The organism is Pseudomonas sp. IT-P171, from assembly GCF_949767765.1.
Taxonomy (GTDB): Bacteria; Pseudomonadota; Gammaproteobacteria; order Pseudomonadales; family Pseudomonadaceae; genus Aquipseudomonas; species Aquipseudomonas fluorescens_B.
On record NZ_CATKQN010000058.1, the window covers coordinates 282,932 to 308,239 of the forward strand.

Annotated in this window: 22 protein-coding genes; 10 read left to right on the forward strand and 12 right to left on the reverse strand. The window is 60.4% G+C overall.

Features of this window, described 5'->3' with window-relative positions; translation table 11 throughout:
* Positions 1 to 75: 75 nt before the first annotated feature.
* From purD to gcbA, 12 genes are all read right to left on the reverse strand, one after another.
* Positions 76 to 1,371 (reverse strand): phosphoribosylamine--glycine ligase, encoded by a 1,296-nt coding sequence (gene purD, locus ACM6I5_RS27440; RefSeq protein ID WP_017336336.1) that lies wholly within the window; start codon positions 1,369 to 1,371, stop codon positions 76 to 78.
* A gap of 154 nt (positions 1,372 to 1,525) precedes the next feature.
* A complete protein-coding gene (gene purH, locus ACM6I5_RS27445; protein WP_017336337.1) occupies positions 1,526 to 3,133 on the reverse strand; it encodes a bifunctional phosphoribosylaminoimidazolecarboxamide formyltransferase/IMP cyclohydrolase in 1,608 nt (535 codons plus the stop codon).
* An 81-nt stretch (positions 3,134 to 3,214) separates the two neighbouring features.
* A complete protein-coding gene (gene fis / locus ACM6I5_RS27450) occupies positions 3,215 to 3,535 on the reverse strand; it encodes a DNA-binding transcriptional regulator Fis (protein WP_007907419.1) in 321 nt (106 codons plus the stop codon).
* Positions 3,532 to 4,542 carry a tRNA dihydrouridine synthase DusB gene (dusB, locus tag ACM6I5_RS27455; RefSeq protein ID WP_017336338.1) on the reverse strand — a complete coding sequence of 337 codons (1,011 nt, stop codon included), beginning with the start codon at positions 4,540 to 4,542 and terminating at the stop codon, positions 3,532 to 3,534. Before dusB ends, fis begins: the two co-directional genes overlap by 4 nt.
* A gap of 185 nt (positions 4,543 to 4,727) precedes the next feature.
* Complete coding sequence (locus tag ACM6I5_RS27460; protein WP_414885056.1) at positions 4,728 to 5,960, reverse strand: DUF3426 domain-containing protein; 1,233 nt, start codon at positions 5,958 to 5,960, stop codon at positions 4,728 to 4,730.
* Between the two features lie 30 nt (positions 5,961 to 5,990).
* A complete protein-coding gene (prmA, locus tag ACM6I5_RS27465; protein WP_414885057.1) occupies positions 5,991 to 6,869 on the reverse strand; it encodes a 50S ribosomal protein L11 methyltransferase in 879 nt (292 codons plus the stop codon).
* Between the two features lie 327 nt (positions 6,870 to 7,196).
* Positions 7,197 to 8,555 carry an acetyl-CoA carboxylase biotin carboxylase subunit gene (accC, locus tag ACM6I5_RS27470; RefSeq protein WP_017336341.1) on the reverse strand — a complete coding sequence of 453 codons (1,359 nt, stop codon included), beginning with the start codon at positions 8,553 to 8,555 and terminating at the stop codon, positions 7,197 to 7,199.
* A 17-nt stretch (positions 8,556 to 8,572) separates the two neighbouring features.
* A complete protein-coding gene (gene accB, locus ACM6I5_RS27475) occupies positions 8,573 to 9,034 on the reverse strand; it encodes an acetyl-CoA carboxylase biotin carboxyl carrier protein (protein WP_017336342.1) in 462 nt (153 codons plus the stop codon).
* A gap of 48 nt (positions 9,035 to 9,082) precedes the next feature.
* On the reverse strand, positions 9,083 to 9,535 hold the full coding sequence (gene aroQ, locus ACM6I5_RS27480; RefSeq protein ID WP_017336343.1) for a type II 3-dehydroquinate dehydratase: 453 nt from the start codon (positions 9,533 to 9,535) through the stop codon (positions 9,083 to 9,085).
* Positions 9,536 to 9,667: 132 nt separating this feature from the next.
* Positions 9,668 to 11,407 carry a protein-disulfide reductase DsbD gene (locus ACM6I5_RS27485; RefSeq protein ID WP_414885058.1) on the reverse strand — a complete coding sequence of 580 codons (1,740 nt, stop codon included), beginning with the start codon at positions 11,405 to 11,407 and terminating at the stop codon, positions 9,668 to 9,670.
* 165 nt (positions 11,408 to 11,572) lie between these two features.
* Complete coding sequence (locus tag ACM6I5_RS27490) at positions 11,573 to 13,519, reverse strand: methyl-accepting chemotaxis protein (RefSeq protein WP_414885059.1); 1,947 nt, start codon at positions 13,517 to 13,519, stop codon at positions 11,573 to 11,575.
* Between the two features lie 52 nt (positions 13,520 to 13,571).
* A complete protein-coding gene (gene gcbA / locus ACM6I5_RS27495) occupies positions 13,572 to 15,242 on the reverse strand; it encodes a diguanylate cyclase GcbA (RefSeq protein WP_017336346.1) in 1,671 nt (556 codons plus the stop codon).
* A 326-nt stretch (positions 15,243 to 15,568) separates the two neighbouring features.
* Between gcbA and ACM6I5_RS27500 the strand changes: the two genes are divergently transcribed.
* The 10 genes from ACM6I5_RS27500 (at position 15,569) to ACM6I5_RS27545 (ending at position 25,291) form a co-directional block, all read left to right on the forward strand.
* Positions 15,569 to 16,720: a DUF2515 family protein gene (locus tag ACM6I5_RS27500; RefSeq protein WP_414885060.1), complete on the forward strand. Its 1,152-nt coding sequence runs from the start codon at positions 15,569 to 15,571 to the stop codon at positions 16,718 to 16,720.
* Positions 16,717 to 17,400 carry a hypothetical protein gene (locus ACM6I5_RS27505; RefSeq protein ID WP_017336348.1) on the forward strand — a complete coding sequence of 228 codons (684 nt, stop codon included), beginning with the start codon at positions 16,717 to 16,719 and terminating at the stop codon, positions 17,398 to 17,400. The genes ACM6I5_RS27500 and ACM6I5_RS27505 overlap by 4 nt, the downstream gene beginning before the upstream one ends.
* Positions 17,401 to 17,414: 14 nt before the next feature.
* The gene (locus ACM6I5_RS27510; RefSeq protein WP_414885061.1) at positions 17,415 to 17,921 is read left to right on the forward strand and encodes an Hcp family type VI secretion system effector; all 507 of its coding nucleotides are present in this window, start codon (positions 17,415 to 17,417) and stop codon (positions 17,919 to 17,921) included.
* Positions 17,918 to 18,394, forward strand: coding sequence for a hypothetical protein (locus ACM6I5_RS27515; RefSeq protein WP_414885062.1), 477 nt, complete (start codon positions 17,918 to 17,920; stop codon positions 18,392 to 18,394). The genes ACM6I5_RS27510 and ACM6I5_RS27515 overlap by 4 nt, the downstream gene beginning before the upstream one ends.
* A gap of 153 nt (positions 18,395 to 18,547) precedes the next feature.
* Positions 18,548 to 19,615, forward strand: a complete 1,068-nt coding sequence (locus ACM6I5_RS27520) for a DUF2333 family protein (protein WP_017336350.1) — start codon at positions 18,548 to 18,550, stop codon at positions 19,613 to 19,615.
* A 3-nt stretch (positions 19,616 to 19,618) separates the two neighbouring features.
* Positions 19,619 to 20,167: an NUDIX hydrolase gene (locus tag ACM6I5_RS27525; protein ID WP_414878214.1), complete on the forward strand. Its 549-nt coding sequence runs from the start codon at positions 19,619 to 19,621 to the stop codon at positions 20,165 to 20,167.
* Positions 20,168 to 20,458: 291 nt separating this feature from the next.
* A complete protein-coding gene (locus ACM6I5_RS27530) occupies positions 20,459 to 20,830 on the forward strand; it encodes a translation initiation factor Sui1 (protein ID WP_007947660.1) in 372 nt (123 codons plus the stop codon).
* A gap of 218 nt (positions 20,831 to 21,048) precedes the next feature.
* Complete coding sequence (gene speA, locus ACM6I5_RS27535; protein WP_017336352.1) at positions 21,049 to 22,962, forward strand: arginine decarboxylase; 1,914 nt, start codon at positions 21,049 to 21,051, stop codon at positions 22,960 to 22,962.
* A gap of 233 nt (positions 22,963 to 23,195) precedes the next feature.
* The gene (locus ACM6I5_RS27540) at positions 23,196 to 24,512 is read left to right on the forward strand and encodes a type VI secretion system Vgr family protein (RefSeq protein ID WP_414885063.1); all 1,317 of its coding nucleotides are present in this window, start codon (positions 23,196 to 23,198) and stop codon (positions 24,510 to 24,512) included.
* Entirely contained in the window at positions 24,509 to 25,291 is a 783-nt protein-coding gene (locus ACM6I5_RS27545; protein ID WP_414885064.1) for a DUF4123 domain-containing protein, read from the forward strand. The genes ACM6I5_RS27540 and ACM6I5_RS27545 overlap by 4 nt, the downstream gene beginning before the upstream one ends.
* Positions 25,292 to 25,308 lie beyond the last annotated feature (17 nt).

Consider the following 25,308-nt stretch of genomic DNA (forward strand, 5'->3'; position numbering starts at 1 on the left):
GCCAGAATATAACTATGCGCGGCGCCGGAATAGTCCGGCAAGGGGTTGAAACCCTTGCCCGACCGAATGGATCGATTATTCCTGATTTTCGCCACGCTCGCGGGCAATGGCGCGGTAGCCAATGTCCTTGCGATAGAAACAGCCTTCCCAGTCAATCTTCGCCGCCAGCCTGTAAGCCTGCTGCTGAGCAGCATCAACGCTGGCGCCCATGGCGGTAGCGCAAAGCACACGACCACCGGCCGTCACCACTTGACCGTCTTTCAGTGCCGTACCGGCGTGGAAGACTTTGCCTTCCAGCGCGGCGGCTGCATCCAGGCCGTTGATGGCCACGCCTTTAGCGTAGTCGCCAGGATAGCCGCCTGCCGCCAGCACGATGCCGACGCTCGGACGTGGATCCCACTGGGCTTCCACCTTGTCCAGAGCTTGTGCCAGGGCGGCCTCGACCAGCAACACCAGGCTCGACTGCAAACGCAGCATAACCGGTTGGGTCTCAGGGTCGCCGAAGCGGCAGTTGAATTCGATGACTTTTGGGTTACCAGCCTTGTCGATCATCAAGCCAGCATAGAGGAAACCGGTGTAAACGTTGCCTTCTTCGGCCATGCCGCGCACGGTTGGCCAGATCACCAGGTCCATGACGCGCTTGTGCACTTCGCTGGTCACAACCGGTGCCGGGGAGTAAGCGCCCATGCCGCCGGTGTTCGGACCGGTATCGCCGTCGCCAACACGTTTGTGGTCCTGGCTGGTGGCCATCGGCAATACGTTCTTGCCGTCGACCATGACGATGAAACTGGCTTCTTCGCCGTCCAGGAACTCTTCGATGACCACGCGCGAGCCGGCGTCGCCGAACGCGTTGCCGGCGAGCATGTCGCGCACGGCGTCTTCGGCTTCGGCCAGCGTCATGGCAACGATCACGCCTTTACCGGCGGCCAGGCCGTCGGCCTTGATCACGATCGGTGCGCCTTTTTCACGCAGATAAGCCAGGGCTGGCTCGATCTCGGTGAAATTCTGGTAGTCGGCGGTCGGGATCTTGTGACGCGCGAGGAAATCCTTGGTGAACGCTTTCGAGCCTTCCAGCTGGGCAGCGCCCGCCGTCGGACCGAAGCAGTCCAGACCGCGGGAGCGGAACAGATCAACGACGCCAGCCACCAGTGGCACTTCCGGACCGACGATGGTCAGGGAAACGTTCTTCTCGGCGAAGTCGGCCAACTGTTCGAGGGCCAGCACGTCGATAGCGACGTTTTCGCACTTGGCTTCAATGGCGGTGCCAGCATTGCCGGGCGCTACGAAAACCTTCTGCACGCGCGGATCCTGAGCCACTTTCCAGGCCAGGGCGTGTTCACGGCCACCGCTGCCAATGATCAAAACATTCATTTCAAAAAACCTCGGATGACGCTAATTCTGTTGAGCGCCGCAGGGGCGCTTTTCTGTGGGAGCCGGCCTGCCGGCGATGCAGACAACTCGGTTTATCGGCTAAACCGAGGGGATGCTATCGCTGGCAGGCCAGCTCCCACAGTGGATCGTGTACTTAGTGACGGAAGTGGCGCATGCCGGTGAATACCATGGCGATGCCAGCTTCATCAGCCGCTGCAATCACTTCTGCATCACGCATCGAGCCGCCCGGCTGGATTACTGCGGTAACGCCGGCCTTCGCCGCATTGTCCAGACCGTCGCGGAACGGGAAGAATGCATCGGAGGCCATGACCGAGCCGGCGACCTGCAAACCGGCATGTTCAGCCTTGATCGCAGCGATACGCGCAGAGTTGACGCGGCTCATCTGGCCAGCGCCGACACCGATGGTCTGACGATTCTTGGCGTAGACGATGGCGTTGGACTTGACGTACTTGGCGACTTTCCAGGCGAAGATCAGGTCGTGGATTTCCTGTTCGGTCGGTGCGCGCTTGGTCACGACTTTCAGGTCATCGGCGCCGATCATGCCGATGTCGCGGCTCTGCACCAGCAGGCCACCGTTGACGCGTTTGTAGTCCCACGCAGCGGCGCGGTCAGCCGACCACTCGCCGCAGGCCAGCAGGCGCACGTTGGCTTTTGCCGCGACGATGGCGCGGGCTTCTTCGCTGACGCTTGGGGCAATGATCACCTCGACGAACTGACGCTCGACGATGGCCTTGGCGGTCTCGGCATCCAGTTCGCGGTTGAAGGCAATGATGCCGCCGAAGGCGGATTCGGTGTCGGTGGCGTAGGCCAGTTCGTAAGCCTGGCGAATGCCGCCTTCCGCGTCCGGGCTCACGGCAACGCCGCACGGGTTGGCGTGCTTGACGATCACGCAGGCCGGCTTGACGAAGCTCTTCACGCATTCCAGCGCGGCGTCGGTGTCGGCCACGTTGTTGTACGACAGCTCCTTGCCTTGCAGTTGGGTCGCGGTGGCGATGCCGACTTCGGCAGGCTTGGCTTCCACATAGAACGCCGCGCTCTGGTGCGGGTTCTCGCCGTAGCGCATTTCCTGAGCCTTGATGAACTGGCTGTTGAAGGTGCGCGGGAACTCGCTGCGACCGGAGGTCGAGAGGGTTTCAGCGGCCTGGTTCACGGTGCCCATGTAGTTGGCGATCATGCCGTCATAGGCGGCGGTGTGTTCGAAGGCCTTGAGCATCAGGTCGAAACGCTGAGCGTAGGTCAGGCCGCCGGCCTTGAGGCCTTCGAGGACGCTGGCGTAGTCGCTGGCATTCACCACGATGGCCACGTCTTTATGGTTTTTCGCAGCGGAGCGGACCATGGTCGGGCCGCCGATGTCGATGTTTTCGATGGCGGTCGGCAGGTCGCAGCCTGGCTTGTTGATGGTGGCTTCGAACGGGTACAGGTTGACTGCAACCAGATCGATCGGCTTGATGCCGTGCTCGTTCATGATCGCGTCGTCGATACCGCGACGACCGAGGATCCCGCCGTGGATTTTCGGGTGCAGGGTTTTCACCCGACCGTCCATCATTTCTGCGAAACCGGTGTAGTCCGCGACTTCCACTGCGGCAACACCGTTGTCGCGCAGCAGCTTGAACGTTCCGCCGGTGGAAAGGATCTCGACGCCCAGGGCTTCAAGCTCTTTGGCGAATTCGAGGATCCCGGTCTTGTCGGAAACGCTGATCAAGGCGCGGCGGATCGGCAGGCGGGTAGTCTGGTCGGTCATTTCAATTTCCATCAAAAGCAAAGGAGTCAGCAAAAAAGGCGACCGTTTTTACGCGGGCGCCTTTCTGGTTTGATTGAATGCTTACAGCAAATCGTACTGCTTGAGTTTCTTGCGCAGGGTGCCTCGGTTCAGTCCGAGCAGCTCGCTGGCCTTGGTCTGGTTGCCCTTGACGTAGTTCATCACGCACTCGAGCAGGGGCGCCTCGACTTCGGAGAGCACCAGGTTGTACACATCCGTGACGGCAGCGCCCTCAAGGTGGGCGAAATAATTGTGCAGCGCCTTCTCGACACTCCCGCGAAGGGTCTGACCTTCTTCGCTCGGCGTGTTGAGGTGCTGTTTCAAATTCACGTTGTCGCTCACGGGTGTTGTTCCACTCACTAAAGTCTCGGTCATCATCGTCATGCGGCCACCTCTTCTCCGTCCCCTGTCAGGCTCTTGTAACGTTCGGCGAAGAAGCCCTGAACGTTGGCGCATTGTGCTTCCGTATCTTCCAAACGATTGAAGTGGGCGCGGAACTCCCTGGCGCCCGGCAGGGTTGCGAGATACCAGCCCACATGCTTTCGAGCAATGCGTACGCCCATGACATCTCCATAGAAGACGTGCAGCGCAGCCAGATGCTCTAGCAGAATGCGTTCCACCTCGATCAGTTCCAGCGCCGGGAGTTTCTCGCCGGTACGCAGGAAATGGTCGATCTCGCGAAAAATCCATGGCCGCCCCTGGGCAGCCCGTCCAACCAGCAATCCATCGGCACCGGTCGCGTCGAGCACGTATCGGGCCTTCTCCGGCGAATCGATGTCGCCATTGGCGAAGACCGGAATCGACACCGCCTGCTTGATCGCGGCAATGGTGTCGTACTCGGCTTCTCCGGTGTACAGATCGGCACGGGTGCGGCCATGAACCGCCAGCGCCGTGATACCTGCCTGCTCGGCGATCTTCGCCACCGTCAGACCGTTCTTGTTGTCCCGGTCCCAGCCGGTGCGGATCTTCAGGGTAACCGGCACATCAACTGCAGCCACCACGGCCTGCAGGATCTCGGTTACCAGTGCCTCATCCTTCAACAGCGCAGAACCGGCGGCCTTGTTGCAGACCTTCTTCGCCGGACACCCCATGTTGATATCAATAATCTGTGCGCCCAGTTCGACATTGGCCCGGGCCGCATCCGCCAGCATCTGCGCATCGCCACCGGCGATCTGTACCGAGCGTGGCTCGGGATCGCCTTCGTGGATCATGCGCATGCGCGATTTGCGGGTGTTCCACAAACTCATGTCGCTGGTGACCATTTCCGAGACTACAAGTCCTGCGCCCAGTCGCTTGCACAGCTGACGAAAGGGTTGGTCGGTGACACCCGCCATGGGGGCGAGAATCAAGCCGTTGTGCAATGTGTATGGACCGATGCGTACCGCCGACATAGGACTTTCCAGTTGTGGGGCCGGATCATGAGAGTTCGAAAAAGGGTTGGCATGATACCCGCTCTCGATGACTGGATAAAGGCTGAATTGAACAAAATCTGAACAGTTATTCTGTTATCGCCAGCAGTTTGGTTTGAGCGGTCGCTGTCAGAAATGTGCCGTCAAACCCGTAGCACTGAACCGTTTCACTCGGGCGAGTGGAAGCTCAGGCTGTAGTTCACGGCTTTGGCGCCTGGGTCGAGGATATCCAGGGCAATGTGGATCGGCGTTTGCGGCGGCATTTCCGCCATGCCTTCGAGATCGCCGTTGAGGTACTCGCCGGGCTTGAAGCGACGGCTGGCGATCAGGTGGCCGTTGAGGTCGGCAAAACGCAATTCCAGCAGCGGGAACGGCTGGGAGAACGGCGCGCGGTTGTAGATGATCGCGTCGACCACCAGTGCGCCATTGAATTCCGGATGGCTGCGCACCACCAGGTTGCTGCTCTTGATTTTCGCGATGTCGACTTTCGACGGCACGGTGCAGCCGATTTGCGGGCACAACTGCTGGAACCACGGACGGTACTGATCCTGGCGCGCCAGTTCATCGAAGTGGTAGGCGATGTACTGGCCGACGAGCGCGCCGGCACCGAGCAGAATCAGCAGCAACCAGAGAAGCCGTCGACCCCAGGGGGATCGGCGTTTCTGCCAATCGAGTTGCAGCGGGTCGTCGGTCAGGTCTTGCAGAACCTCGGCACGCATCGCCGGCTCGCTGCGTTCGCGACGCTTGCGCAAGGGTTCGATCGAGGGCAGGTCGTCGTCGAACTCGTCAGTGGTGTCGGCCGCTGACAGGCGTTCGTGATGAAGCGGGGCGTCGAGCGGATCGTTCAGGCGTAGTTGCGGCGGCAGAGGCTCGTCGTCCAGTTCCACCGGCTCCAGGGACAGCGAGGGCTCGGTGCGCGAGGGTGTGCTCGGCTCGACGGTCGGTTCTGGCGTGATCGTGGCTTCGGCCGCTTCGGCGCGATCGGCAGCCGATTCGCTGAACAGGCTGTCGGACCAAGGCTCTTCGTCGGGCTCAGTGGTATCCCGACGGGCACTCAGATTGTCTTCGCGGTGGCGTCCGAACTCGGTAGTCGGCTGGATTTCCCGCTGTTCGAGCCGGGCGAGTTCTTCGTCCAGGTCCAGGCTGTCCAGGTCGAGTTCAGCGGCAGACCACTGCTTCTGGCTGATGGCCCGTGGTTCTGGCTCGGCGGTCTCGACGATGGCCGGAGCAACCGGGGGGATCACGTCCTTGCCTGCCTGCTCAAGCAACTGCTTGGCGGCGTTGAACACCTGCAGGCATGAGCCGCAACGAACCACCCCACGGGCCACGCTCAATTGAGCATGGCTGACGCGGAAGCTGGTTTGGCAATGCGGGCACTGGGTGACGAAGCTGTCGGTCATGCGGCGATCCGGATTATGCAGGCGCTCATTCTAGCGCCGACGGCCAGTGATGCGCACCCAGCCATCGCGATTGGCGATCGGGTCCAGATCGAAATCACGGGCGTAGGCGTTGGCAACCTCTTCGCCTTGTTCGGCAAGAATGCCGGACAGTGCCAGGCGGCCACCCGGCTTGACCAGGCTGGACAGTTGCGGCGCCAGGGACACCAGCGGGCCGGCGAGAATGTTGGCCACCAGTACGTCGGCCTGAACTTGCGGCAGGTCCTCGGGCAGATACAGCGGGAACAGCGCTTCGGCGATGTTGTTGCGCCCGGCGTTGTCGCGCGAGGCTTCCAGCGCCTGCACGTCGATGTCGGTGCCGACGGCTTGTTTGGCACCCAGCAGCAGGGCGGCAATCGCCAGGATCCCCGAGCCGCAACCGAAGTCCAGCACGTTGCAGTCTTTCAGGTCCTGGCCGTCGAGCCATTCCAGGCACAGCGCGGTGGTCGGGTGCGTGCCGGTGCCGAATGCGAGGCCCGGGTCCAGCAGAATGTTCACGGCGTCGGGTTCTGGGGCGGCGTGCCAGCTTGGAACGATCCACAGGCGCTGGCCGAAGCGCATTGGCTGGAAATCGTCCATCCAGGTGCGTTCCCAGTCCTGGTCTTCGATGACTTCGCTGTGATGCTCGGGCAGCGGGCTGCCGGTCAACAGCTGCAGATGCGCCAGTACGCTGGCCGCTTCGGTGCCACCTTCGAACAGGGCCAGCAGGTGGGTGTGCGACCACAGCGGGGTGGTATTGAGTTCCGGTTCGAAGATCGGCTGATCTTCGGCGTCCATGAAGGTCACCGACACGGCGCCCACTTCAAGGAAAGCGTCTTCGTAGGTTTCGGCTTGTTCTGGGCTGATGGCGAGACGGACTTGCAGCCAAGGCATGGCGGGCACCTTTGAAAAATATTGATTGCAGCCTAGCGGGCTGCGAGAAGCGCACAAGTTTACGCGAGCGCGACGCAGAAGACGACCGGGTTGCCAGGGTTCAGCGGTTAACAAATCACTTGTGGCGAGGGAGCTTGCTCCCGCTGGGGCGCGAAGCGGTCCCAAAATGGCCCAACCGGATCTGTCTGGCACCGCCCTGTTGAATGGTCCTTGCGGTCGCTGCGCAACCGAGCGGGAGCAAGCTCCCTCGCCACAATGGTTTTGCGTGGAGCATTCTGCAGAAACAACAAAGCCGCCCGAAGGCGGCTTTGTTGTTCGGGCTAAAGCTTAGTGCTTGTCGCCAGCCAGCTTGTGTTCCAGGTAGTGGATGTTGATCCCACCCTTGCAGAAGCCTTCATCGCGGACCAGATCGCGGTGCAGCGGGATGTTGGTCTTGATCCCGTCGACAACGATTTCGTCCAGCGCATTGCGCATGCGCGCCAGCGCTTCGTCACGGGTTGCGCCGTAGGTGATCAGCTTGCCGATCAACGAATCGTAGTTCGGCGGAACGGCATAACCGCTGTACAGGTGCGAATCGACGCGAACGCCGTTGCCGCCTGGGGCGTGGAAATGCTTGACCGTGCCTGGGCTTGGCATGAAGGTTTTCGGGTCTTCGGCGTTGATCCGGCATTCAAGTGCGTGACCGCGGATGACGACGTCTTCCTGGGTGTACGACAGCTTGTTGCCAGCGGCGATGCTGAGCATCTCCTTGACGATGTCGATGCCGGTGACCATTTCCGAAACCGGGTGCTCAACCTGAACGCGGGTGTTCATTTCGATGAAATAGAACGCGCCGTTCTCGTACAGGAACTCGAAGGTGCCCGCGCCACGGTAGTTGATGTCGATGCAGGCTTTGACGCAGCGTGCGAGGACTTCAGCCCGTGCTTTCTCGTCGATGCCCGGTGCCGGCGCCTCTTCGAGAACCTTCTGGTGACGACGTTGCAGCGAGCAATCGCGGTCGCCCAGATGGATGGCATGGCCCTGGCCGTCGGAAAGTACCTGGACTTCCACGTGACGTGGGTTGGTCAGGAATTTTTCCAGGTAGACCATCGGGTTGCCGAACGCCGCGCCAGCTTCGGAGCGGGTCAGTTTCGCCGAGGAAATCAGGTCTTCTTCTTTATGCACGACGCGCATGCCGCGACCACCACCGCCGCCAGCGGCTTTGATGATCACCGGATAACCGACTTCGCGACCGATGCGCAGAGCGGTTTCTTCGTCTTCCGGCAGCGGGCCGTCAGAGCCCGGAACGGTTGGAACGCCAGCAGCGATCATCGCGTGCTTGGCCGACACCTTGTCACCCATCAGGCGAATGGTGTCGGCTTTCGGGCCGATGAAGGCGAAGCCGGAGTTCTCGACCTGTTCAGCGAAATCAGCGTTTTCCGCAAGGAAACCGTAGCCTGGGTGAATGGCGGTAGCGCCAGTCACTTCAGCCGCGGCGATGATAGCCGGGATGTGCAGGTAAGAGTGGGCGGCCGAGGCCGGACCGATGCAGACGGATTCGTCTGCCAGGCCCAGGTGCATCAGCTCTTTGTCAGCCTTGGAGTAAACGGCGACGGTCTTGATGCCCATCTCTTTGCAGGCACGCAGAATCCGCAGTGCGATCTCACCGCGGTTGGCGATCAGAACTTTTTCCAACTTCGCAGTCATCAAAGTTTCTCCGCGGTTCAAACGATGGTGAACAGCGGTTGGTCGTACTCAACCGGCTGGCCGTCTTCGACGAGGATGGATTCGATCACACCGCTGGTTTCAGCTTCGATGTGGTTCATCATCTTCATGGCTTCGACGATGCACAGGGTGTCGCCTTTCTTCACGGTCTGGCCGACTTCAACGAAGGACGGCGAGCTTGGCGAAGACTTGCGATAGAAGGTGCCGACCATCGGCGAACGGGCAACGCTGCCGTTCAGGACAGGGGCGGCCGGGGCGGCAGGCGCGGCAGCGGCGGCAACCGGAGCAGCAGCAGGTGCTGGAGCCGGAGCGTGCATTGGAGCCGGTGCGTAGTACTGCTGAGCCGGGGTCTTGCTATGGCGGCTGATGCGTACGGACTCTTCGCCTTCCTTGATCTCGAGCTCGTCGATGCCGGACTCTTCCAGCAATTCGATCAGTTTCTTAACTTTACGGATATCCATGAATCATCAACTCCCAAGGGTCGGTCAGGGGCGTTTAACGCTTGTTGTTCAAGCCGTTGCCTGTCTTTCAAGCTGCTCTAGTGCGGCCTCCAGGGCCAGTCGATAACCGCTGGCGCCAAGGCCGCAGATCACTCCCACCGCTACGTCGGAGAAGTAAGAGTGATGGCGGAAAGGTTCGCGTTTGTGCACGTTAGACAAATGCACTTCGATGAATGGGATGCTCACCGCCAGCAGCGCGTCACGTAATGCGACACTTGTGTGCGTAAAAGCTGCTGGGTTGATCAGAATGAAGTCCACACCTTCGCTGCGGGCAGCGTGGATGCGGTCGATCAATTCGTACTCGGCGTTGCTTTGCAGGTGCAGCAAATGATGGCCGGCTTCACGAGCACGGCGTTCCAGGTCCTGGTTGATCTGCGCCAGTGTCGTAGCGCCATAGGTGCCCGGTTCACGGGTGCCGAGCATGTTCAGGTTGGGGCCGTGCAGAACCAATAGGGTCGCCATCTGCTGTTCCTTGTTATCCGCTGTGCATTTGTCAGAACCCGGCGACTATGCCGCAAAGCCTTTGTGACTGTCCAGTTCTATGCAATAGCCAGCACGATGGCCGATGTTTGCGCGAAATATGTGACCGGGTGATTAAATCCGGTCATTTGCTTTCGCGACACGTTCGGCGAAGTCCGTGGCGTTGATCTCGCCGATCACTCGCACCTCGGTGCGTTCGACACCGTCCTTGCCGAAAAACATCAGCGCCGGTGGGCCGAACAATTTGTAGCGGTCGAGCAGCGCACGTTGCTCGGCGTTGCTCGCAGTGATGTCGAAGCGGATCAGCCGATAGCCCTTGAGGCGTTCGACGACCTTCGCGTCGTTGAGCACTTCGTGTTCGATGACTTTGCAGCTGATGCACCAGTCGGCGTACCAGTCGAGCAGCAGTGGGGTGCCGGACGATCTGGCGTCCGCGAGGGCGCGATCCAGTTCAGCCGGGGTGGTGATGGTTTGCCAGTTGCCGGTGTGTTGCGGCTGCCCGTTGCCATTGACGATACGCGGCTGGCCGATGGGATTGAGCGGATCAGTCTGGCCGCTGAAGGCGCCATACCAACACGCCAGCGCATAAAACAGCAGGAACATGCCGAGCAATTGACCGACACGTTTTCGCGGCGGTTTGTAGACGAACTCCAGCGCACCCATGAACAGGCCGACGCCACCGGCCAGCAAGCCGATCAGCAGCAAGGTGATCTGCCCCGGCAACACCCGACTGAGCAGACCGATCGCCAGCCCCAGCAACAAAACGCCAATCGCGTTTTTCACGTAGACCAGCCACGGCCCGCTTTTCGGCAGCCAGGCTGCACCGCCGGTGGCCACCAACAATAGCGGGGCGCCCATGCCGAGGCCGAGCATGAACAGCTTCAGCCCGCCGCCCAGCGCATCGCCGCTGGCGCTGATGTACAGCAACGCGCCGGCCAGCGGTGCCGAGACGCAGGGCGAAACCAGCAGACTGGAAACCACGCCCAGCACCGCCGCACCCCATAACGAGCCACCTTCGGTGCGACCGGCGATGCGGTCCAGTCGGCTGCTGATCGCCTGCGGCAACTTGAGTTCGAAGACGCCGAACATCGCCAGGGCAAACACGGCAAAAAACATCGCGAACGGCACCAGCACCCACGCCGATTGCAGCCTCGCCTGAAGATTGAGCTGTGCGCCGAACAGCCCCATCAACGCACCGAGCAGGGCGAAACAGGCGGCCATCGGCAGCACATACGCGAGAGACAGATTGAAGCCGCGCAAGCCACCGACCTGGCCACGCAACACCACGCCGGACAGGATTGGCAGCATCGGCAATACGCAAGGGGTGAACGTCAGGCCCAGGCCGGCGAGGAAGAACAGCGCCAGTTCCCGCCAGCTCCAACTCGTGGTCGCGCCGCTGCTGCCATCGATACTCAGGCGTTCGGTTTCAGGCGGATAGCACAGGCCTTTATCGGCACAGCCCTGATACGTCACGGCCAGCGTAAAGGCGCGTTGATCGGTGCGTGGCAGTTCTATATCGAGGATCCCGTGGTAAACCTCGACATCGCCAAAATATTCATCGTGCTTTTGTTCACCCTTGGGCAATTGCGCCGTGCCGAGTGCGAGATCGGCGGGGTCGGCGCGAAACTGAAAGCGATGGCGGTAGAGGTAGTAACCCTCGGTGGCGACGAAACGCAGCTTTATCGATTGCGGCGTGCTTTCGACCAGACTGAGCTGAAAGGCTTCGCGCACCGGCAGGAAGTCGGCGCTGTTGTTGATCGAGCCCAGCGTGGCGCTTGGCCGACTCTCCAGCAGCCCGGCGGCGTTGGCCGGCAGGGCGAGAACAAAAAACAGCAGGCAAAGCAAACGGCGCATGACAATCTCGCGTATCGGAGGTGCGGGAATGATAGCGGAGTCGTCGCGGATGCGTATGTAGGCGCTGTCGAGTGAAACGAGGCTGCGATCTTTTGACGTTGATCCAAAAACCAAAATCAAAGATCGCCGCCTCGTTTCACTCGACAGCGCCTACAGGGAGTCTGGTCAGACGCGGAAGGCTTGAACGGCTGTATGCAACCGCCCTCCCAGCACCAACAAATGCTCCCCTTGCTCACGTCCCTCACCGATGCGCAGCAGGTTATCCCCACCCAGCTGGTGAATCCGCTCACTGTGATCGCGGATCTCGCTGACCGCGCCGCTTTGCTGAGCGGTGACATCGGCGATGCGTACGGCAGTGTCGGAAATGGTCTGGATCGCCCCGACGATTTTATCCAGCGCGCCGTCAGCGGCCTGGGCCTGATTGGCCGTTGCTTCAGCATGCTCAACCTGCGCACGCATGCCTTGCACCGATTGCTGCGCCGCCGTTTGCAATCCGGCGATCAAGACCTGAATCTCGGCCGTGGCGCCAGCGGTGCGTTGCGCCAACGAGCGAACCTCTTCAGCGACGACGGCAAAACCACGGCCCATTTCCCCGGCGCGAGCCGCTTCAATGGCTGCGTTCAAGGCCAGCAGGTTGGTCTGGTCGGCAATCGAGCGAATCACCGTCAGCACGCCGCCGATGGTGGCCGATTCCGAGGCCAGGTGTTCGATCATCTGTGCATTGCCTTGCACTTCATCGACCAGTGCGTGCAGCCCGGTGAGGCTCAGGCCGATGACTTTTTGCCCATGTTCCACCGCCAGCCCGGCATGGCGGCTGGCGTCGGCAGCCTGGCTGGCATCACCGGCCACTTGTTGAATGGTCGCTTCCAGTTCGCCGAGAGAATCACGGATGAGCGCCGTGTCACCCGCCTGATGCTCGGCGCCGCTGTGCAGGTCATTGCTCAATTCGGCCAGGGTGCGGCTGCTGCCGGCGACCTGTTCGGCGTTAAGGCGAATGGTCCCGACGAGATCGACGAGGTAGGCGCGCAGACGGTTGAGCGAGGCTTGAATGTCATGCAGCTCGCGATTGGTCTTGCCCAATTCAATGTCCCGGCTGAAGTCGCCTTCGGCCCAGGTCGAAAGCGCCGGCGCGAGGTTGGTCAGTGTTCGGGCCAGGCGTCGTTGCAGGGTGTCGATGAGCAACGCGATCAGCAGGATCAGGCCGATCATCACGCCTTGCATCAGCCGCACTTCGCTTTGGATCTGCCCATGCTGGGCGCGGACCACCGGTTCCAGCCCGGCGATGGTCTGTTGTACCGCAGCGATTTTCAGGTGAGTCGCGGCGCTGAGGTCGGTACGTTTCTGGATCTGCTCACGGGTGCGCGCAAGCTCCGCGGGATAGCGGGTTAGCAGGCTGTTGAGTTCGCGTTTGAGCCCGACGCCAGCATCTTCGGTCACGGTTTTTTCGGTGTTCTCCAGGCCCATCATCGCGGCGAAATCATCGGTGCCCGATTCACCTTTACTGGCAACGCCGAGTAGCGGCAGGGCATCCAGACGTTCTGCTTGAGCGCGGATGTTGGTGACTTCACGCTCAACATCCGCAGCCAGTTCGCTGCGACCGCTGCTGACCAGTTTGTCCCGGGCCAGCGACAGTTTGCCCAGGTGTTGGGATGCATTAAGCAGAGGCGTCAGATAAGTCGCGTTATCGCTGGCGTACTGGCTGAGCTGATCGAGGCTGGCACCGAGCTCGCGTTCGGCTTGCAGCAGCAGTGCCTGAGGATCTCCCGCGAGTTTGCCGGCGGCCAACAGGTCGGTTTTGCTGAACTCATCCAGGTTCGTCAGGCTGGGGCGCAAGGTGTCGGCCAATGCCGGCGGCAACTCCACGAGCTCCTTTTGCAATGCGTCTATGGCCTGGCTGGCGCTGCTCAGGCGCAAGGCATCACCGCTGGCGAGGTAATCCTCGACGTTGCGCGCCACTTCATTTTGAAACTGCTGTGACAGCCCCAGGTAACGCTCCATCAACAAATACGGGCGTTCCAGGGCTTTTTGCGACCACCAGAGCGTGGCGCCGAGGGCCACGCACACGGCGACTAAAAGGAGGGTGTTGAGATTGGTCAGCAGCTTCAGGCGCATCGCGGGACTACCAACGGCAGAATGGTAAGTCCCTGAAGTTATTGCGTTTCTGTTACAGGGTTATGACTGACTGGGTGGATTCCGATGAAAAGGTGGCATTTTGCTTTGATGCCCGCGCCGCCTGTACGCGGTTGCGCCCGGCGTGCTTGGCACGGTACAGAGCCTCGTCCGCCTGGCTGGCCATCATCAGGCCGTCGGAGTCTTCGCCCAGCTCGACCACCCCGGCGCTGAAGGTGCACCAGAGATCCTGCGGCTGCGCGGGGTAATGAATTTCCGCAAAGCGCTGACGGATTTCATCGAGGACGTTGTAGGCGGCTTCGATATCGGTGTCCGGCATGACGATGGCGAACTCTTCGCCGCCGTAACGGCCGATGAAGTCAGTCTTGCGCAGGCGTTGCTTGAGAAACAGCGCCAGGCTCTTGATCACGCGGTCGCCCATCGGGTGGCCGTGACTGTCGTTGACCCGTTTGAAGTGGTCAATGTCGAGCATCGCGAAGCTCAAAGGCTTGCTCTCGCGGCGGGCGCGAAACGAGCAGTCTTCGAGCAATTGCAGAATGTGCGTGTGGTTGTACAGCCCGGTGAGGCTGTCGCGGACCATCCGCGCTTTGAGATTGCGCGCGCGCGCTGCGCGGTTGCGCACCGTGGTGATCAGGTGGCGCGGCTTGATCGGTTTGGTCAGGAAGTCGTCGCCGCCCTCGCTCATGGCGTCGAGCTGCTTGTCCAGATCGTCTTCGGCGGACAGGTAAATGATCGGCACGCTGACGTAGCGGTCGTTGTGACGAATGACCTTGGCCAGTTCGGTACCGGTGCAGGTCGGCATGTACATGTCGAGGATGATCAGGTCGGGCTGGAAGTCCGCGAGTTCAGCCATGGCCTGGATCGGCTCGATCAAGGTCCGCGTGACGATTCCGGCGCTGTTGAGCAGGCGCTCGGTATGCAAGGCCTGTGCGCGGGAGTCGTCGATGATCAGCACTTTATAAGGTTCGTATTGCGCAACGCAGGTCAGGACTTCGATCTTTTCCAGCAGGCTCGAGGCTTCGAGGGTGCCGGTCAGGAACTCCTGGCCGCCGGCACGCACCGCCGCGAGGCGGGTCGGGGTGTCGGTTTCGAGCAGGCTGAAAAACAGCAGTGGCAACGGTTCATCCAGACCGACCTGGGCTTCGGCGGCCAGTTTCAGGCCGATGCCGGGACCGCTGAAGTCCACGTCCATGACGATTGCGGCGGGCAAGCGTTCGACCATCGACGAACGAAAGGCCGCCACGCTGTCGAGGGATTGGGCGCTGAGTCCAAAGAATTCAAGCTGCTTGGCCAGGCGCTCGGCACGGTCGTGATCCTGGAGCATCACGTAGATCGGCTTGCGCAGCGGCGGCAGGAAGGTTTGTTCGAGTTGATCGCCATGTCGCAGGCCGGTGCGCGACAAGCGCTGCATCAGGCGATTGAGATCAGTGATCAGGCCGCTGCTCAGGCGTCCGCGATTGGCATCGACGGCTTCCAGCGACTGGCCGATGTGGCGCGCCAGCTGGATGTGTTCCGGTTGTTCGAAACGCTCGGCGAAACGCTGCAGGCGCAGGTTGGCCTCGCTCAGTTCCGATAAATCGGTGACGGACCACTCGCTGCGTTGCAGGCGCTGCCAGATCTCAAGAATTTGACGTGCCTGATGAATTACCCGCTGGGCAAAGTGGTGCTTGAGGCGCTCACGGCTGGGGTCTTCTGGCTCGGTCATATCCTGACTACTAGTTAGGGTGCATGCTGAGATCGACTGGTGGCTCTATGCTAGCACCTCTTTTCGTTTGCATGAGTGTCGTACGTCAATAATCTGCAAAGCGACGTCATTCAGTTTCTGACTGGCTGGTCTGAAAATGCCTGAAGGTTATTCCGAAAGGCCCGTGGGCTGGGTGTCTCAGGGCACTTTTCGTGTTTTTGTGCGAAGCGTCCGTAAGCTTGGCGAGTGTTATTTGTCAGGGAGTTCTGGTTTTTGGCTTGCTGGATTCGAGCCGGGTTTTCGGCGTGTAGGGTGTCAGGGAAACCCTTAGACGCCATCCACGAATCATGACCCAGTGTTTCAAAGACCAACCCAGCGATCAGCAGCGCCTCAACCACAACAGCACCCCCATCGCTGACTGTGAATGCAAAGAGGAGCTGCTTTATGGCAGCAAGGCACTCATTACCGACGTGCCGATTCTTACTTGCGCCTGCCTATGGCGACACTACCAGCGCGAGGCGGAAGAGATTGTCGCACCCGGTGGGGTACTGATTGCCGACCCGGTAGAGCGCAACCGCGTGATCAACGCTGCCTACGCTCGCCTGTGGCTGCACGATTCAAGGTTTCAGTGGGCCGGGCTGGCGGCATTTGCCTCCAAGCAGGTCGGCTGCGGATTACTGCATGCGGCGGACAGTATCGACCTCATTCGCAAGGAGTACGAGGCGCGGCAGCGTGTGCGCGATAGCCGCAGCGAGTTCGGGTTGCTGACGCCAGACAAGATGGCCGAGCAGGCGGATGAGTTGCGTGGCTATAAGGAAGCGGATGCGCGTAATCCTGTGCCCTCTGTGGACTTTCGTTCAACGGGTGAGGACTTGTCGCTGGTGCAGCAGCAGTTCCGGCATGTGCACGACATGATGGCGCTGGGGAATACCACGCTGTTTCTGGATATTTATCCGTTGCATGAGTTTTATGCGAAGCGTGGGTTCAGAGAGTTGAAACAGTGCTTGGGAGCACGAGCGGGAATATTTGGGCATCCGAAGTTTCCGGTGCTGTGGCCGGTGGGGGAGGAAAAGCTCGAATTCGGGCTGGATTACACCGAGATTTTTCTGGGTTTTGAGGCGATAGAGGACGGAGATATTGCCGCAGGTGTTAAGCATTTGGCGCGGCATGAGCAGAAGAATATCCTCCAGCCAACGATTTACCAGGACCGCCAACTGGTAGCTTTGCTGCGTGCCAATCACGCCTCCTACGTTACGGGGTTTCCTTCAGGCGTTGCCCAGGCGATTGAGTTGACCCTTACCAGTCAGTGTCAGCGTGTCGGGGACGGGCGCACCGTCGATTTTGGCGACAACCCACTGGCGGACTTGTCCGACATCAATCAGCGAATGGCATTCGTGCTCCAGGCAGCGACACGCTTTGATCGGATGCTCGGTGACCACAACCGTTATGCATTGGAGCAGTCAATCAACGAGATCGCAGCAAGCGGTAGTAGTCAATGACTCTTCGATCACATTGGTTCGGCTGGCGCTGCGGCGCCTTTCTTCTTGTCCTGGCTGGCCTGACGTGGGCCGTCATACACCGCCTGACGCAACCTCTCTGGGATGAACCCGAAATCGTCGTGGAAATGGGGGGGACGTATGAAAACCTGCTCAGAAACTCTTCAGCTCCCTTTAGTCCGGAGATCCGTGACCGCATCTGGTTCGGCATTCCCATGACCGACGCACGATTGCGATTTGTTGATCCACAGTTCGGATTCACCACGCCGGCGGCGCGCTTTTTCACTGTCAATTTTGACGACAATGTCATTTCCGGTATCCGCATGTCCCCGCAGGTCGAACCGCTGCTAATCGATGATGCCCTCGAGGTAGTTCTCGATCTGCAAGACCAATGGCGTGAAAAAGGTTGGGTGGCAAAAGGGCTGCGAAACAATCCCACAATCTCCGATACCCCTGAGTGGCGGGCCTACTTGAGTAAAGGAATTCTCTCCGGACGATCCTATTGGCAGGCGGGCGACAAGTATCAGGCCATGCTGATAATGGGGCGTTTCGAGGATTATCGAAATCCGAGTCAGGAACGCTACCTCATCACCTTGGACCTCGGTAAAGCCTGGCGGCCCTTTGACGAAATCGAAGACATGTACGACGAGCCCAGTCACTTCCCCGCCCCACAACCCAAATAAAAAGGAGCCCCACCATGCCAACTCCCGCCTTCATGACCCTGCGCGGCGAACGACAGGGCCTGATCAGCGAAGGTGCCTTCACCGAGGCGTCGGTGGGTAACACCTTCCAGAAGGGACGTGAGGACCAGATCATGATCCAGGCTCTGAGCCACGGCATTTTCGTGCCGAAAGGGTCGGGTGCAGGTCGTCGGATGCACAAGCCCTTGATCATCACCAAGACCATCGACAAAGCGACACCGCTGATCAACAACGCTTTATGTTCTGGAGAATTGCTGAAAGTGTGCCGCGTCGAGTGGTATCGCACCTCGGCTCAGGGAATTCAGGAACACTTCTATACGATGGAGCTGGACGACGCGGTCATCATCGGCGCGGAAGTGCTCATGCCTCATTGCCAGGATCCCGGCACTGCCCACGTCACTCAACTGGAGAAGGTTCACTTCAGTTATCGCCGGATTTACTGGCGGCACGAAATCAGCAGAACCATGGGCGCCGATGAGTGGAGCACCGAGGTGCAAGAGTGAGGTTGGTCAACGAGTTCGAGCTGTCCGAGTGGGAGCGCCAACACGCCTGGCCCACTGAGCAGGCGCTGGAACTGGTGCGCCAGGCGCTGATGGATCGACAGCCTATCGATGGGCTGGACGAGTTGCGCATCGGGCTGGTGATCGACACTGACAGCGAAGTGCTTGACCAGATCGAGCGGGGAGAGTGGTGGTTGGTCAGGCCTGAAGCCGATTACGCTGACTGGGTCATGCCGGAGCGGAGCTTTGATCCTGCGATCATGGAGCTGATGCAAAATCCGCCCGCCCAGGCCACAAGATCGCCAAGGCTCTTTCGCCTCCTGGACAGCGTAACCGGTGAGCCGCTGGCGCAGCGTCACTATATTGCGACGTTGGATGGGGACACGGCGCCGCGCAGAACTGACGGAAAGGGCATCGCGCATCTTTTTCTATCGGCGGAGGTTCAGCCAATCTCAATGAAGGTCACTGGCGTTTAACACGGGCAGGGCGGCTCGGGTTCATGGACACGGTTTTCACCGCTACCTGACGGTAATTTACCCGGATAACCTGACGACGGGTGCCGGGCAAAGGCACGTTGTTGTATGGTTGTGGTCGAACCGATGAACTCAAGTGATTGAAAGGATATCGCCATGCTGGACTGGAAGAACCGCGCGGGCAGCGCGCCTGAACGTGCCGCCGAACCGAAATCGGCCACCCGCAGCTACATCGGCGGCCTGTTGTTCAGCCGGGCGCTGGCCACGTTGATCGGCCTCTACCTGATTGTGGCCGTTGCGCTTGGCTGGTACTGGAGCCAGGAGCCGGCGCTGTTCCCGGTTCAACAGAATGCCCAGGTGGCTGCCGAGAAAGAAGGCAAGCAGATGGTCATCGGCTACACCACGGTCGAAACCCTCAAGACGGTTGCCGACACCTTGTTGACCAAACCGGGCGGTTACATTTCCAACGATCGTTTCCCGCCGGGCCTCTGGATGGATAACACGCCGAGCTGGGAATATGGCGTGCTGGTCCAGGTCCGCGACCTGACGCGTGCGTTGCGTAAAGACTTCGCCCGTTCGCAATCGCAATCGGCGGAAGACTCCGATCTGGCGAAAGCCGAGCCGCGTTTCAACTTCGACAATAAAAGCTGGGTGCTGCCGTCCAGTGAGTCCGAGTACCTGGAAGGCATCAATTCCCTGAGCCGCTATCAGGCGCGCCTGTCCGATCCGACGCAGAAAAACGCGCTGTTCTATGCCCGCGCCGACAACCTCAACAACTGGCTGGGCGATGTGGGCACCCGCTTGGGTTCGCTGTCACAACGTCTGTCGGCCAGCGTTGGCCGGGTCAAACTGAACACCGCGCTGAAAACCGAAGTGGTCGCGCCGGGTCAGGTGCCACAGGTGGACGAGGAAGTCGTCGAAACACCGTGGATGCAAATCGATAACGTGTTCTACGAGGCTCGCGGCCAGGCCTGGGCGTTGTCCCATCTGCTGCGCGCCATCGAGGTCGATTTCGCCGATGTGCTGGCGAAAAAGAACGCGACGGTCAGCGTGCGCCAGATCATTCGTGAGCTGGAAGCCTCGCAAGAGCCGGTCTGGAGCCCGATGATCCTCAACGGCAGCGGCTTTGGCGTGCTGGCCAACCACTCACTGGTCATGGCCAACTACATCTCCCGGGCCAACGCAGCGGTGATCGATCTCCGTCAACTGCTCAATCAGGGCTGAGTCATGGTCGATAGCGCCAAAGAGGCCGCCCATCGCGCAGCCTCGGATGCCGAACAGATCGCCTGGGTCGACGAGCAGGACAACCTGCTCGGCGCTCTGGTTCGCTCCGACCTGCGCGAGCGCGGGCTGATCGGCCGCGGCACGTACATCATGCTGTTCAATTCCGTCGGTGAGCTCTGCGTGCATCGGCGCACGTTGAGCAAGGCGATTTATCCCGGTTACTGGGATGTGGCGGCAGGGGGCATGGTGCTGGCCACCGAAACCTACGCTGAATCGGCCGCCCGTGAACTGGAAGAAGAGCTCGGTGTGAGCGGTGTGGAACTGACCGCCCATGACCATTTTTTCTTCGAAGACACTGGTAATCGCCTTTGGTGTTCGGCGTTTTCGGCGGTGTGGGACGGCCCGTTGATCCTGCAGTCGGAGGAAGTGCTCGAAGCGCGCTTTATTCCCGTCGATCAGGTCATGCTGGAAATCCAGCAAAAGCCTTATTGCCCGGACTCTTTGGCCGCCTTGAAGCGCTATCTCCGGGCTCGCGGGGAAGACGTCGCATAAGAGGCATAAATTGGCGCCGATTGGCTCTTAGCAATCGGCGTTTTTGCCGTTACACTGCGCGACCTTTTCAAGCTGAACCGGCATTGCTTTTTGTAGGAGCTGCCGCAGGCTACGATCTTTTGACATTGCTTTTGATTCAACATCAAAAGATCGCAGCCTCGTTGCACTCGCCAGCTCCTACGCAGGGCTGTACCGGTTCAGTAGCGCTGCCCCTGCCTGAGTGGGGCTTCGCGGTCGATGGCACTTGCCCAAGTGCCGCGACCAGTCTTTGTCCTCCCAAGAGGATTGCCGGTGGCCAAAAAAGCCGCATCCTTCGCCGCCCTTGGTGGCCTGGTATTTTCCACCGACGCAGGTCGTCATTGCCCGGAGTGCAGTAAACCGGTGGACGCCTGTATCTGCAAACAGACCGTTATCCCCGCCGGCGACGGCATCGCTCGCGTGCGTCGCGAAAGCAAGGGGCGTGGCGGCAAGACGGTGACCACCATCACCGGCGTGCCGCTGGCCGAAGACGCGCTCAAGGACCTGGCCACCACGTTGAAGAAGCGCTGTGGCACCGGTGGAGCGTTGAAAGACGGAATCATTGAAATCCAGGGCGATCATGTCGAGCTGCTGTTGGGCGAGCTGATCAAACTCGGTTTCAAGGCGAAGAAGTCCGGCGGCTAGCAGCCTCTGTGAAAACCACCCCCGGCTTGATCCGGGCCTGATTCAACCCGGGTCCGCCGTCGCCTACATGGTTTTCACAGAGCCTGTTCTGACCGGTTTCTAAACTCACTGCGGTCAGCGAGGTCTATCCCCTCGTTGACGAACCGTCATTTTCATCCTTTAGACTGCGCCGGCCTGAACCCAGGCGACGCTCTATGACTTCTTTATAGGGGACTTCAATGTCCGTACGACGCACACGCAAAGACGATGGCAGCCAATGGACAGTTGCGGACAGCCGCAGTGTTTACGGGATTCGCCATTGGGGGGCCGGGTATTTCGCGATCAATGATGCCGGTCGCGTCGAGGTTCGTCCGAACGGTCCGACCAGTTCGCCCATCGATCTGTTCGAACAAGTCGACCAGCTGCGCAAGAGCGGCCTGTCCTTGCCGTTGCTGGTACGTTTCCCGGACATTCTGCAAGACCGCGTGCGTCAGCTGACCGGCGCGTTCGACGCCAACATCGAGCGCCTGGAATACCAGAGCAAATACACCGCGCTGTACCCGATCAAGGTCAACCAGCAAGAAGCGGTGATCGAGAACATCATCGCCACGCAAAACGTGTCGATCGGCCTCGAAGCCGGTTCCAAGCCTGAGCTGCTGGCGGTACTGGCGCTGGCGCCGAAGGGCGGGACCATCGTCTGCAATGGTTACAAGGACCGCGAGTTCATCCGTCTGGCGCTGATGGGCCAGAAGCTGGGCCACAACGTGTTCATCGTGATCGAGAAAGAATCCGAAGTTGGGCTGGTGATCGAAGAAGCCGCCTCGCTGAAGGTCAAGCCGCAGGTCGGCCTGCGTGTGCGTCTGTCGTCCCTGGCCTCGAGCAAGTGGGCAGACACTGGCGGCGAGAAATCCAAGTTCGGTCTGTCGGCGGCGCAATTGCTGTCGGTGGTCGAGCGTTTCCGCGCGGCGGGCCTTGACCAGGGCATTCGTCTGCTGCACTTCCACATGGGTTCGCAGATCGCCAACCTGGCGGACTACCAGCACGGCTTCAAGGAAGCGATTCGTTACTACGGCGAACTGCGCAACCTCGGCCTGCCGGTGGATCACATCGACGTCGGTGGCGGTCTGGGCGTCGACTACGACGGCACGCATTCGCGCAACGCCAGCTCGATCAACTACGACATGGACGATTACGCCGGTGTCGTGGTCGGGATGCTCAAGGAGTTCTGCGACGCGCAGAGCCTGCCGCACCCGAACATTTTCTCCGAAAGCGGCCGCTCACTGACCGCGCACCACGCCATGCTGGTGGTGCAAGTCACCGACGTCGAGAAACACAACGACGACGTGCCGCAGATCGAAAACAAGGAAGCGCTGCCGGAAACCGTGCAGTGGCTGGTTGACCTGCTCGGCCCGACCGACATCGAAATGGTTACCGAGACCTACTGGCGCGCCACACACTATATGAGCGACGTGGCCACCCAGTACGCCGACGGCAAGCTGACCCTGGCCGAAAAAGCCCTGGCCGAGCAATGCTACTTCGCCGTGTGCCGTCGCCTGCACAACTCGTTGAAGGCCCGTCAGCGTTCCCACCGTCAGGTGCTCGACGAACTCAACGACAAGCTGGCCGACAAGTACATCTGCAACTTCTCGGTGTTCCAGAGCCTGCCGGACACGTGGGCCATCGGCCAGGTCCTGCCGATCCTGCCGTTGCACCGTCTCGACGAAGAACCGCTGCGTCGCGCCGTATTGCAGGATCTGACCTGCGACTCCGACGGCAAGATCAAGCAATACGTCGACGAGCAGAGCATCGAGACCAGCCTGCCAGTGCACGCACTGAACGAGGGCGAGGATTACCTGCTGGGGATTTTCCTGGTCGGCGCCTATCAGGAAATTCTGGGCGACATGCACAACCTGTTCGGCGACACCGACTCGGTGAACATCTACCAGAATGCCGACGGCAGCGTATACCACGCGGGTATCGAAACCCACGACACCATCGAAGACATGCTGCGTTACGTGCATTTGTCGCCGGAAGAGCTGATGACTCACTACCGCGACAAGTGCGCCAGTGCACGCATCACCGCCGCCGAACGTACCCAGTTCCTCGACGCATTGCGTCTGGGCCTGACCCGTTCGTCTTACCTGTCTTCTTGAGGTAAGTCGCCGCGCTCATCAGGTTGTCTGAAATTGTTCCGCATGCTGCGGAAATTTCGGATGACCTGGTGCGGCGGTTCTCTATTTCCCCGCGAAATTGCCCACACTCCCGGCTATCAAAGCCATATGGTCTTCTTTTCGCGTAGGCCATTTCCTAAGTTGTACTTCGGCACTCTACTCAGCCATGGCTCTCGGCGAGAATCCCCGGCCGCCCCTCCTGTAGAGAATCGCCGATGTTCGATCCAGTCAACGAACCTTCATTTCGTCTGGACGTAGCCGGTCTGCCCGACCCTTTCGAAGTTCTGGCCTTTACCGGTAGAGAAGCGATCAGCGAGCCCTTTGTGTTCGATATGGACCTGCTGATCGATGACCCGACGCTCGACCTTGCGAGCTTGCTGTACCGCCCGGCCGCTTTACATTTCGGGCCGGAGGGCAGCACGGTGCATGGTCTGTTGCATGAACTCGTCCAGCGTGACCATGGCCCGACAGTCAGGCTTTGCCATGTGCGTCTGAGGCCCAGGCTGGCTTGCCTTTCCCAGCGTTTCAGTCGACGCATTTTCAACGACGTCTCGGTGCCCGAGATTCTCAGCCAGGTGCTCAAGGAGCACGGCATCACGGGTAAGGATCGACGCTTCGAACTGAGTGGCGATTACCCGCCCCGTGATTTCTGCACGCAGTATCGGGAGTCGGATTTGCAGTTTCTCCAGCGCCTGTGCGCCCAGGAGTGCCTGCATTATCACTTCGAGCATCACGCACGCGGGCACTGCGTGGTGTTTGGTGATGGTCGTGGCCATTTCCGTCCCGCTGCGAACGCGCCGTTCCAGGTCGATGGCGAGCAACCGGCGGTGCGGCAGTTTCAGCTTCAGGCGGGGCAGCGTACCGTGCCGGGTGTGGAAGGTCGTACAGACTTGCCGACGTTGCGCAGTGGTCAGTTGATGCCGTTGTCCGGCCACCCGGTAGCCGACTGGAATCATTTGTGGCTGCTGACCCATGTCGAACATCAGGGTAGTCAGGATCCAGTGGCTCCCTACAGTAATCGGATCCGTGCGCTTCATGGAGCCACCTCCTTCGTCCCGCCTCCCTGTGCGGTGAAACCGCGGATGCACAGCCTGCAACGAGCCTGGGTGGTCGATGTCGATGAACCTCGGCCGGATCCCTCTCGGCCAGTGGCCGTGCAGTTCGACTGGCTCTATCAGGGCGAAGGCGCGGCCCCCAGCCATTGTTGGCTACCGCTGGCCGCTGAGCTGGAGGGTCCGAGCGTCTCGCTGCTGAGCGAGGGCACCGAGGTGGTGGTGAGCTTTATCGAGGGCGATCCGGATCAGCCGCTGATTTGCGGGTTTCTTCATACGCCGTCGCGGGTCGAGGTGGTCGAGGAACCCAGCCCGCCAGAGGCCGGCCCACTCCATGACGGTTTGCTGGAACTGCTGCGCTCGGGTGAACCCTTGGTGCTGTTGTGTCTGTTACCCGGCGGCGGCAGCTTCAGCCACTGCTCGCAGGCGCTTTGCACCTGTCGGGCGGCGACGCTGTTTGGCCAGAGCGGTGCTGCATGATTGGCGCAACCCCGCAATGGCTGTTGCTGGACGTCCCGAGTGCGACTCAGGCGAGCGCAACACTGCAACAGGTATTCTCGCAGGCCGAGCGGTTCTGGCTGTTCGAGGGCACCGAACTGCAGGCGTTGCGTGAAGACGGCCCGGCGCTGGTCGACCTTCGAACGTGCCCGGCGCTGGCCGAGTTGTGCTACAGCGATACTCAGGTCTTGCGTGGCTTGCTGATTGTCAGCGAGGTGTCGTCATCACGATTGCTGGCGCATTTACGCCGCATGCTCATCGTGACTTGCGGGCTGCACCATCGAGCCTTGTTGAGTTATTACAATCCGAACACGGCCAGTTACTTTTTCGACGCCTGTGATGCCCGGGAGCTGAGTCGCTGGCTGGGACCGATCAGTCAGTTGCACTGGTTCGGCGGGACGTGGGCCGATCGAGCGATCGGCAGTCAGGGCTGGCAGCAGTTGTTCAACCCGGGGCTCGCCGTGAGCCCGCTGGCGGTCGAAGAAAGCCTCAGCCCCCGTCAGCGGGAAACCCTGCAAACCTGCCTGCTGGAACAGCATGCCTGGCACTGGAGCCAATCCACCGGGACCGATTACCGCCGCTTGTGGTCCCATGTGCAGGAAGGGCTGGCGCTGGGTTTCAGCGAACGGCCGGTACTCGATGGCTGGCTATGGCTACGCTTGCAGTACCCCCGCGCTTCGCTGGTGCCGCCATTATCGGGGCTGACCCAGCAGGAACGCCTCGATAGCCTGCGCATTCGGTGGCAGAACGATCAACCCTGAATACGAGGTACGGCATT

Coding starts and splice junctions, on each gene's coding strand:
- purD (WP_017336336.1), bottom strand. CDS start 1,371: ATGAATGTTTTGATCATTGGCAGCGGTGGCCGTGAACACGCCCTGGCC.
- purH (WP_017336337.1), bottom strand. CDS start 3,133: ATGACCGACCAGACTACCCGCCTGCCGATCCGCCGCGCCTTGATCAGC.
- fis (WP_007907419.1), bottom strand. CDS start 3,535: ATGACGATGATGACCGAGACTTTAGTGAGTGGAACAACACCCGTGAGC.
- dusB (WP_017336338.1), bottom strand. CDS start 4,542: ATGTCGGCGGTACGCATCGGTCCATACACATTGCACAACGGCTTGATT.
- ACM6I5_RS27460 (WP_414885056.1), bottom strand. CDS start 5,960: ATGACCGACAGCTTCGTCACCCAGTGCCCGCATTGCCAAACCAGCTTC.
- prmA (WP_414885057.1), bottom strand. CDS start 6,869: ATGCCTTGGCTGCAAGTCCGTCTCGCCATCAGCCCAGAACAAGCCGAA.
- accC (WP_017336341.1), bottom strand. CDS start 8,555: ATGACTGCGAAGTTGGAAAAAGTTCTGATCGCCAACCGCGGTGAGATC.
- accB (WP_017336342.1), bottom strand. CDS start 9,034: ATGGATATCCGTAAAGTTAAGAAACTGATCGAATTGCTGGAAGAGTCC.
- aroQ (WP_017336343.1), bottom strand. CDS start 9,535: ATGGCGACCCTATTGGTTCTGCACGGCCCCAACCTGAACATGCTCGGC.
- ACM6I5_RS27485 (WP_414885058.1), bottom strand. CDS start 11,407: ATGCGCCGTTTGCTTTGCCTGCTGTTTTTTGTTCTCGCCCTGCCGGCC.
- ACM6I5_RS27490 (WP_414885059.1), bottom strand. CDS start 13,519: ATGCGCCTGAAGCTGCTGACCAATCTCAACACCCTCCTTTTAGTCGCC.
- gcbA (WP_017336346.1), bottom strand. CDS start 15,242: ATGACCGAGCCAGAAGACCCCAGCCGTGAGCGCCTCAAGCACCACTTT.
- ACM6I5_RS27500 (WP_414885060.1), top strand. CDS start 15,569: ATGACCCAGTGTTTCAAAGACCAACCCAGCGATCAGCAGCGCCTCAAC.
- ACM6I5_RS27505 (WP_017336348.1), top strand. CDS start 16,717: ATGACTCTTCGATCACATTGGTTCGGCTGGCGCTGCGGCGCCTTTCTT.
- ACM6I5_RS27510 (WP_414885061.1), top strand. CDS start 17,415: ATGCCAACTCCCGCCTTCATGACCCTGCGCGGCGAACGACAGGGCCTG.
- ACM6I5_RS27520 (WP_017336350.1), top strand. CDS start 18,548: ATGCTGGACTGGAAGAACCGCGCGGGCAGCGCGCCTGAACGTGCCGCC.
- ACM6I5_RS27525 (WP_414878214.1), top strand. CDS start 19,619: ATGGTCGATAGCGCCAAAGAGGCCGCCCATCGCGCAGCCTCGGATGCC.
- speA (WP_017336352.1), top strand. CDS start 21,049: ATGTCCGTACGACGCACACGCAAAGACGATGGCAGCCAATGGACAGTT.
- ACM6I5_RS27540 (WP_414885063.1), top strand. CDS start 23,196: ATGTTCGATCCAGTCAACGAACCTTCATTTCGTCTGGACGTAGCCGGT.
- ACM6I5_RS27545 (WP_414885064.1), top strand. CDS start 24,509: ATGATTGGCGCAACCCCGCAATGGCTGTTGCTGGACGTCCCGAGTGCG.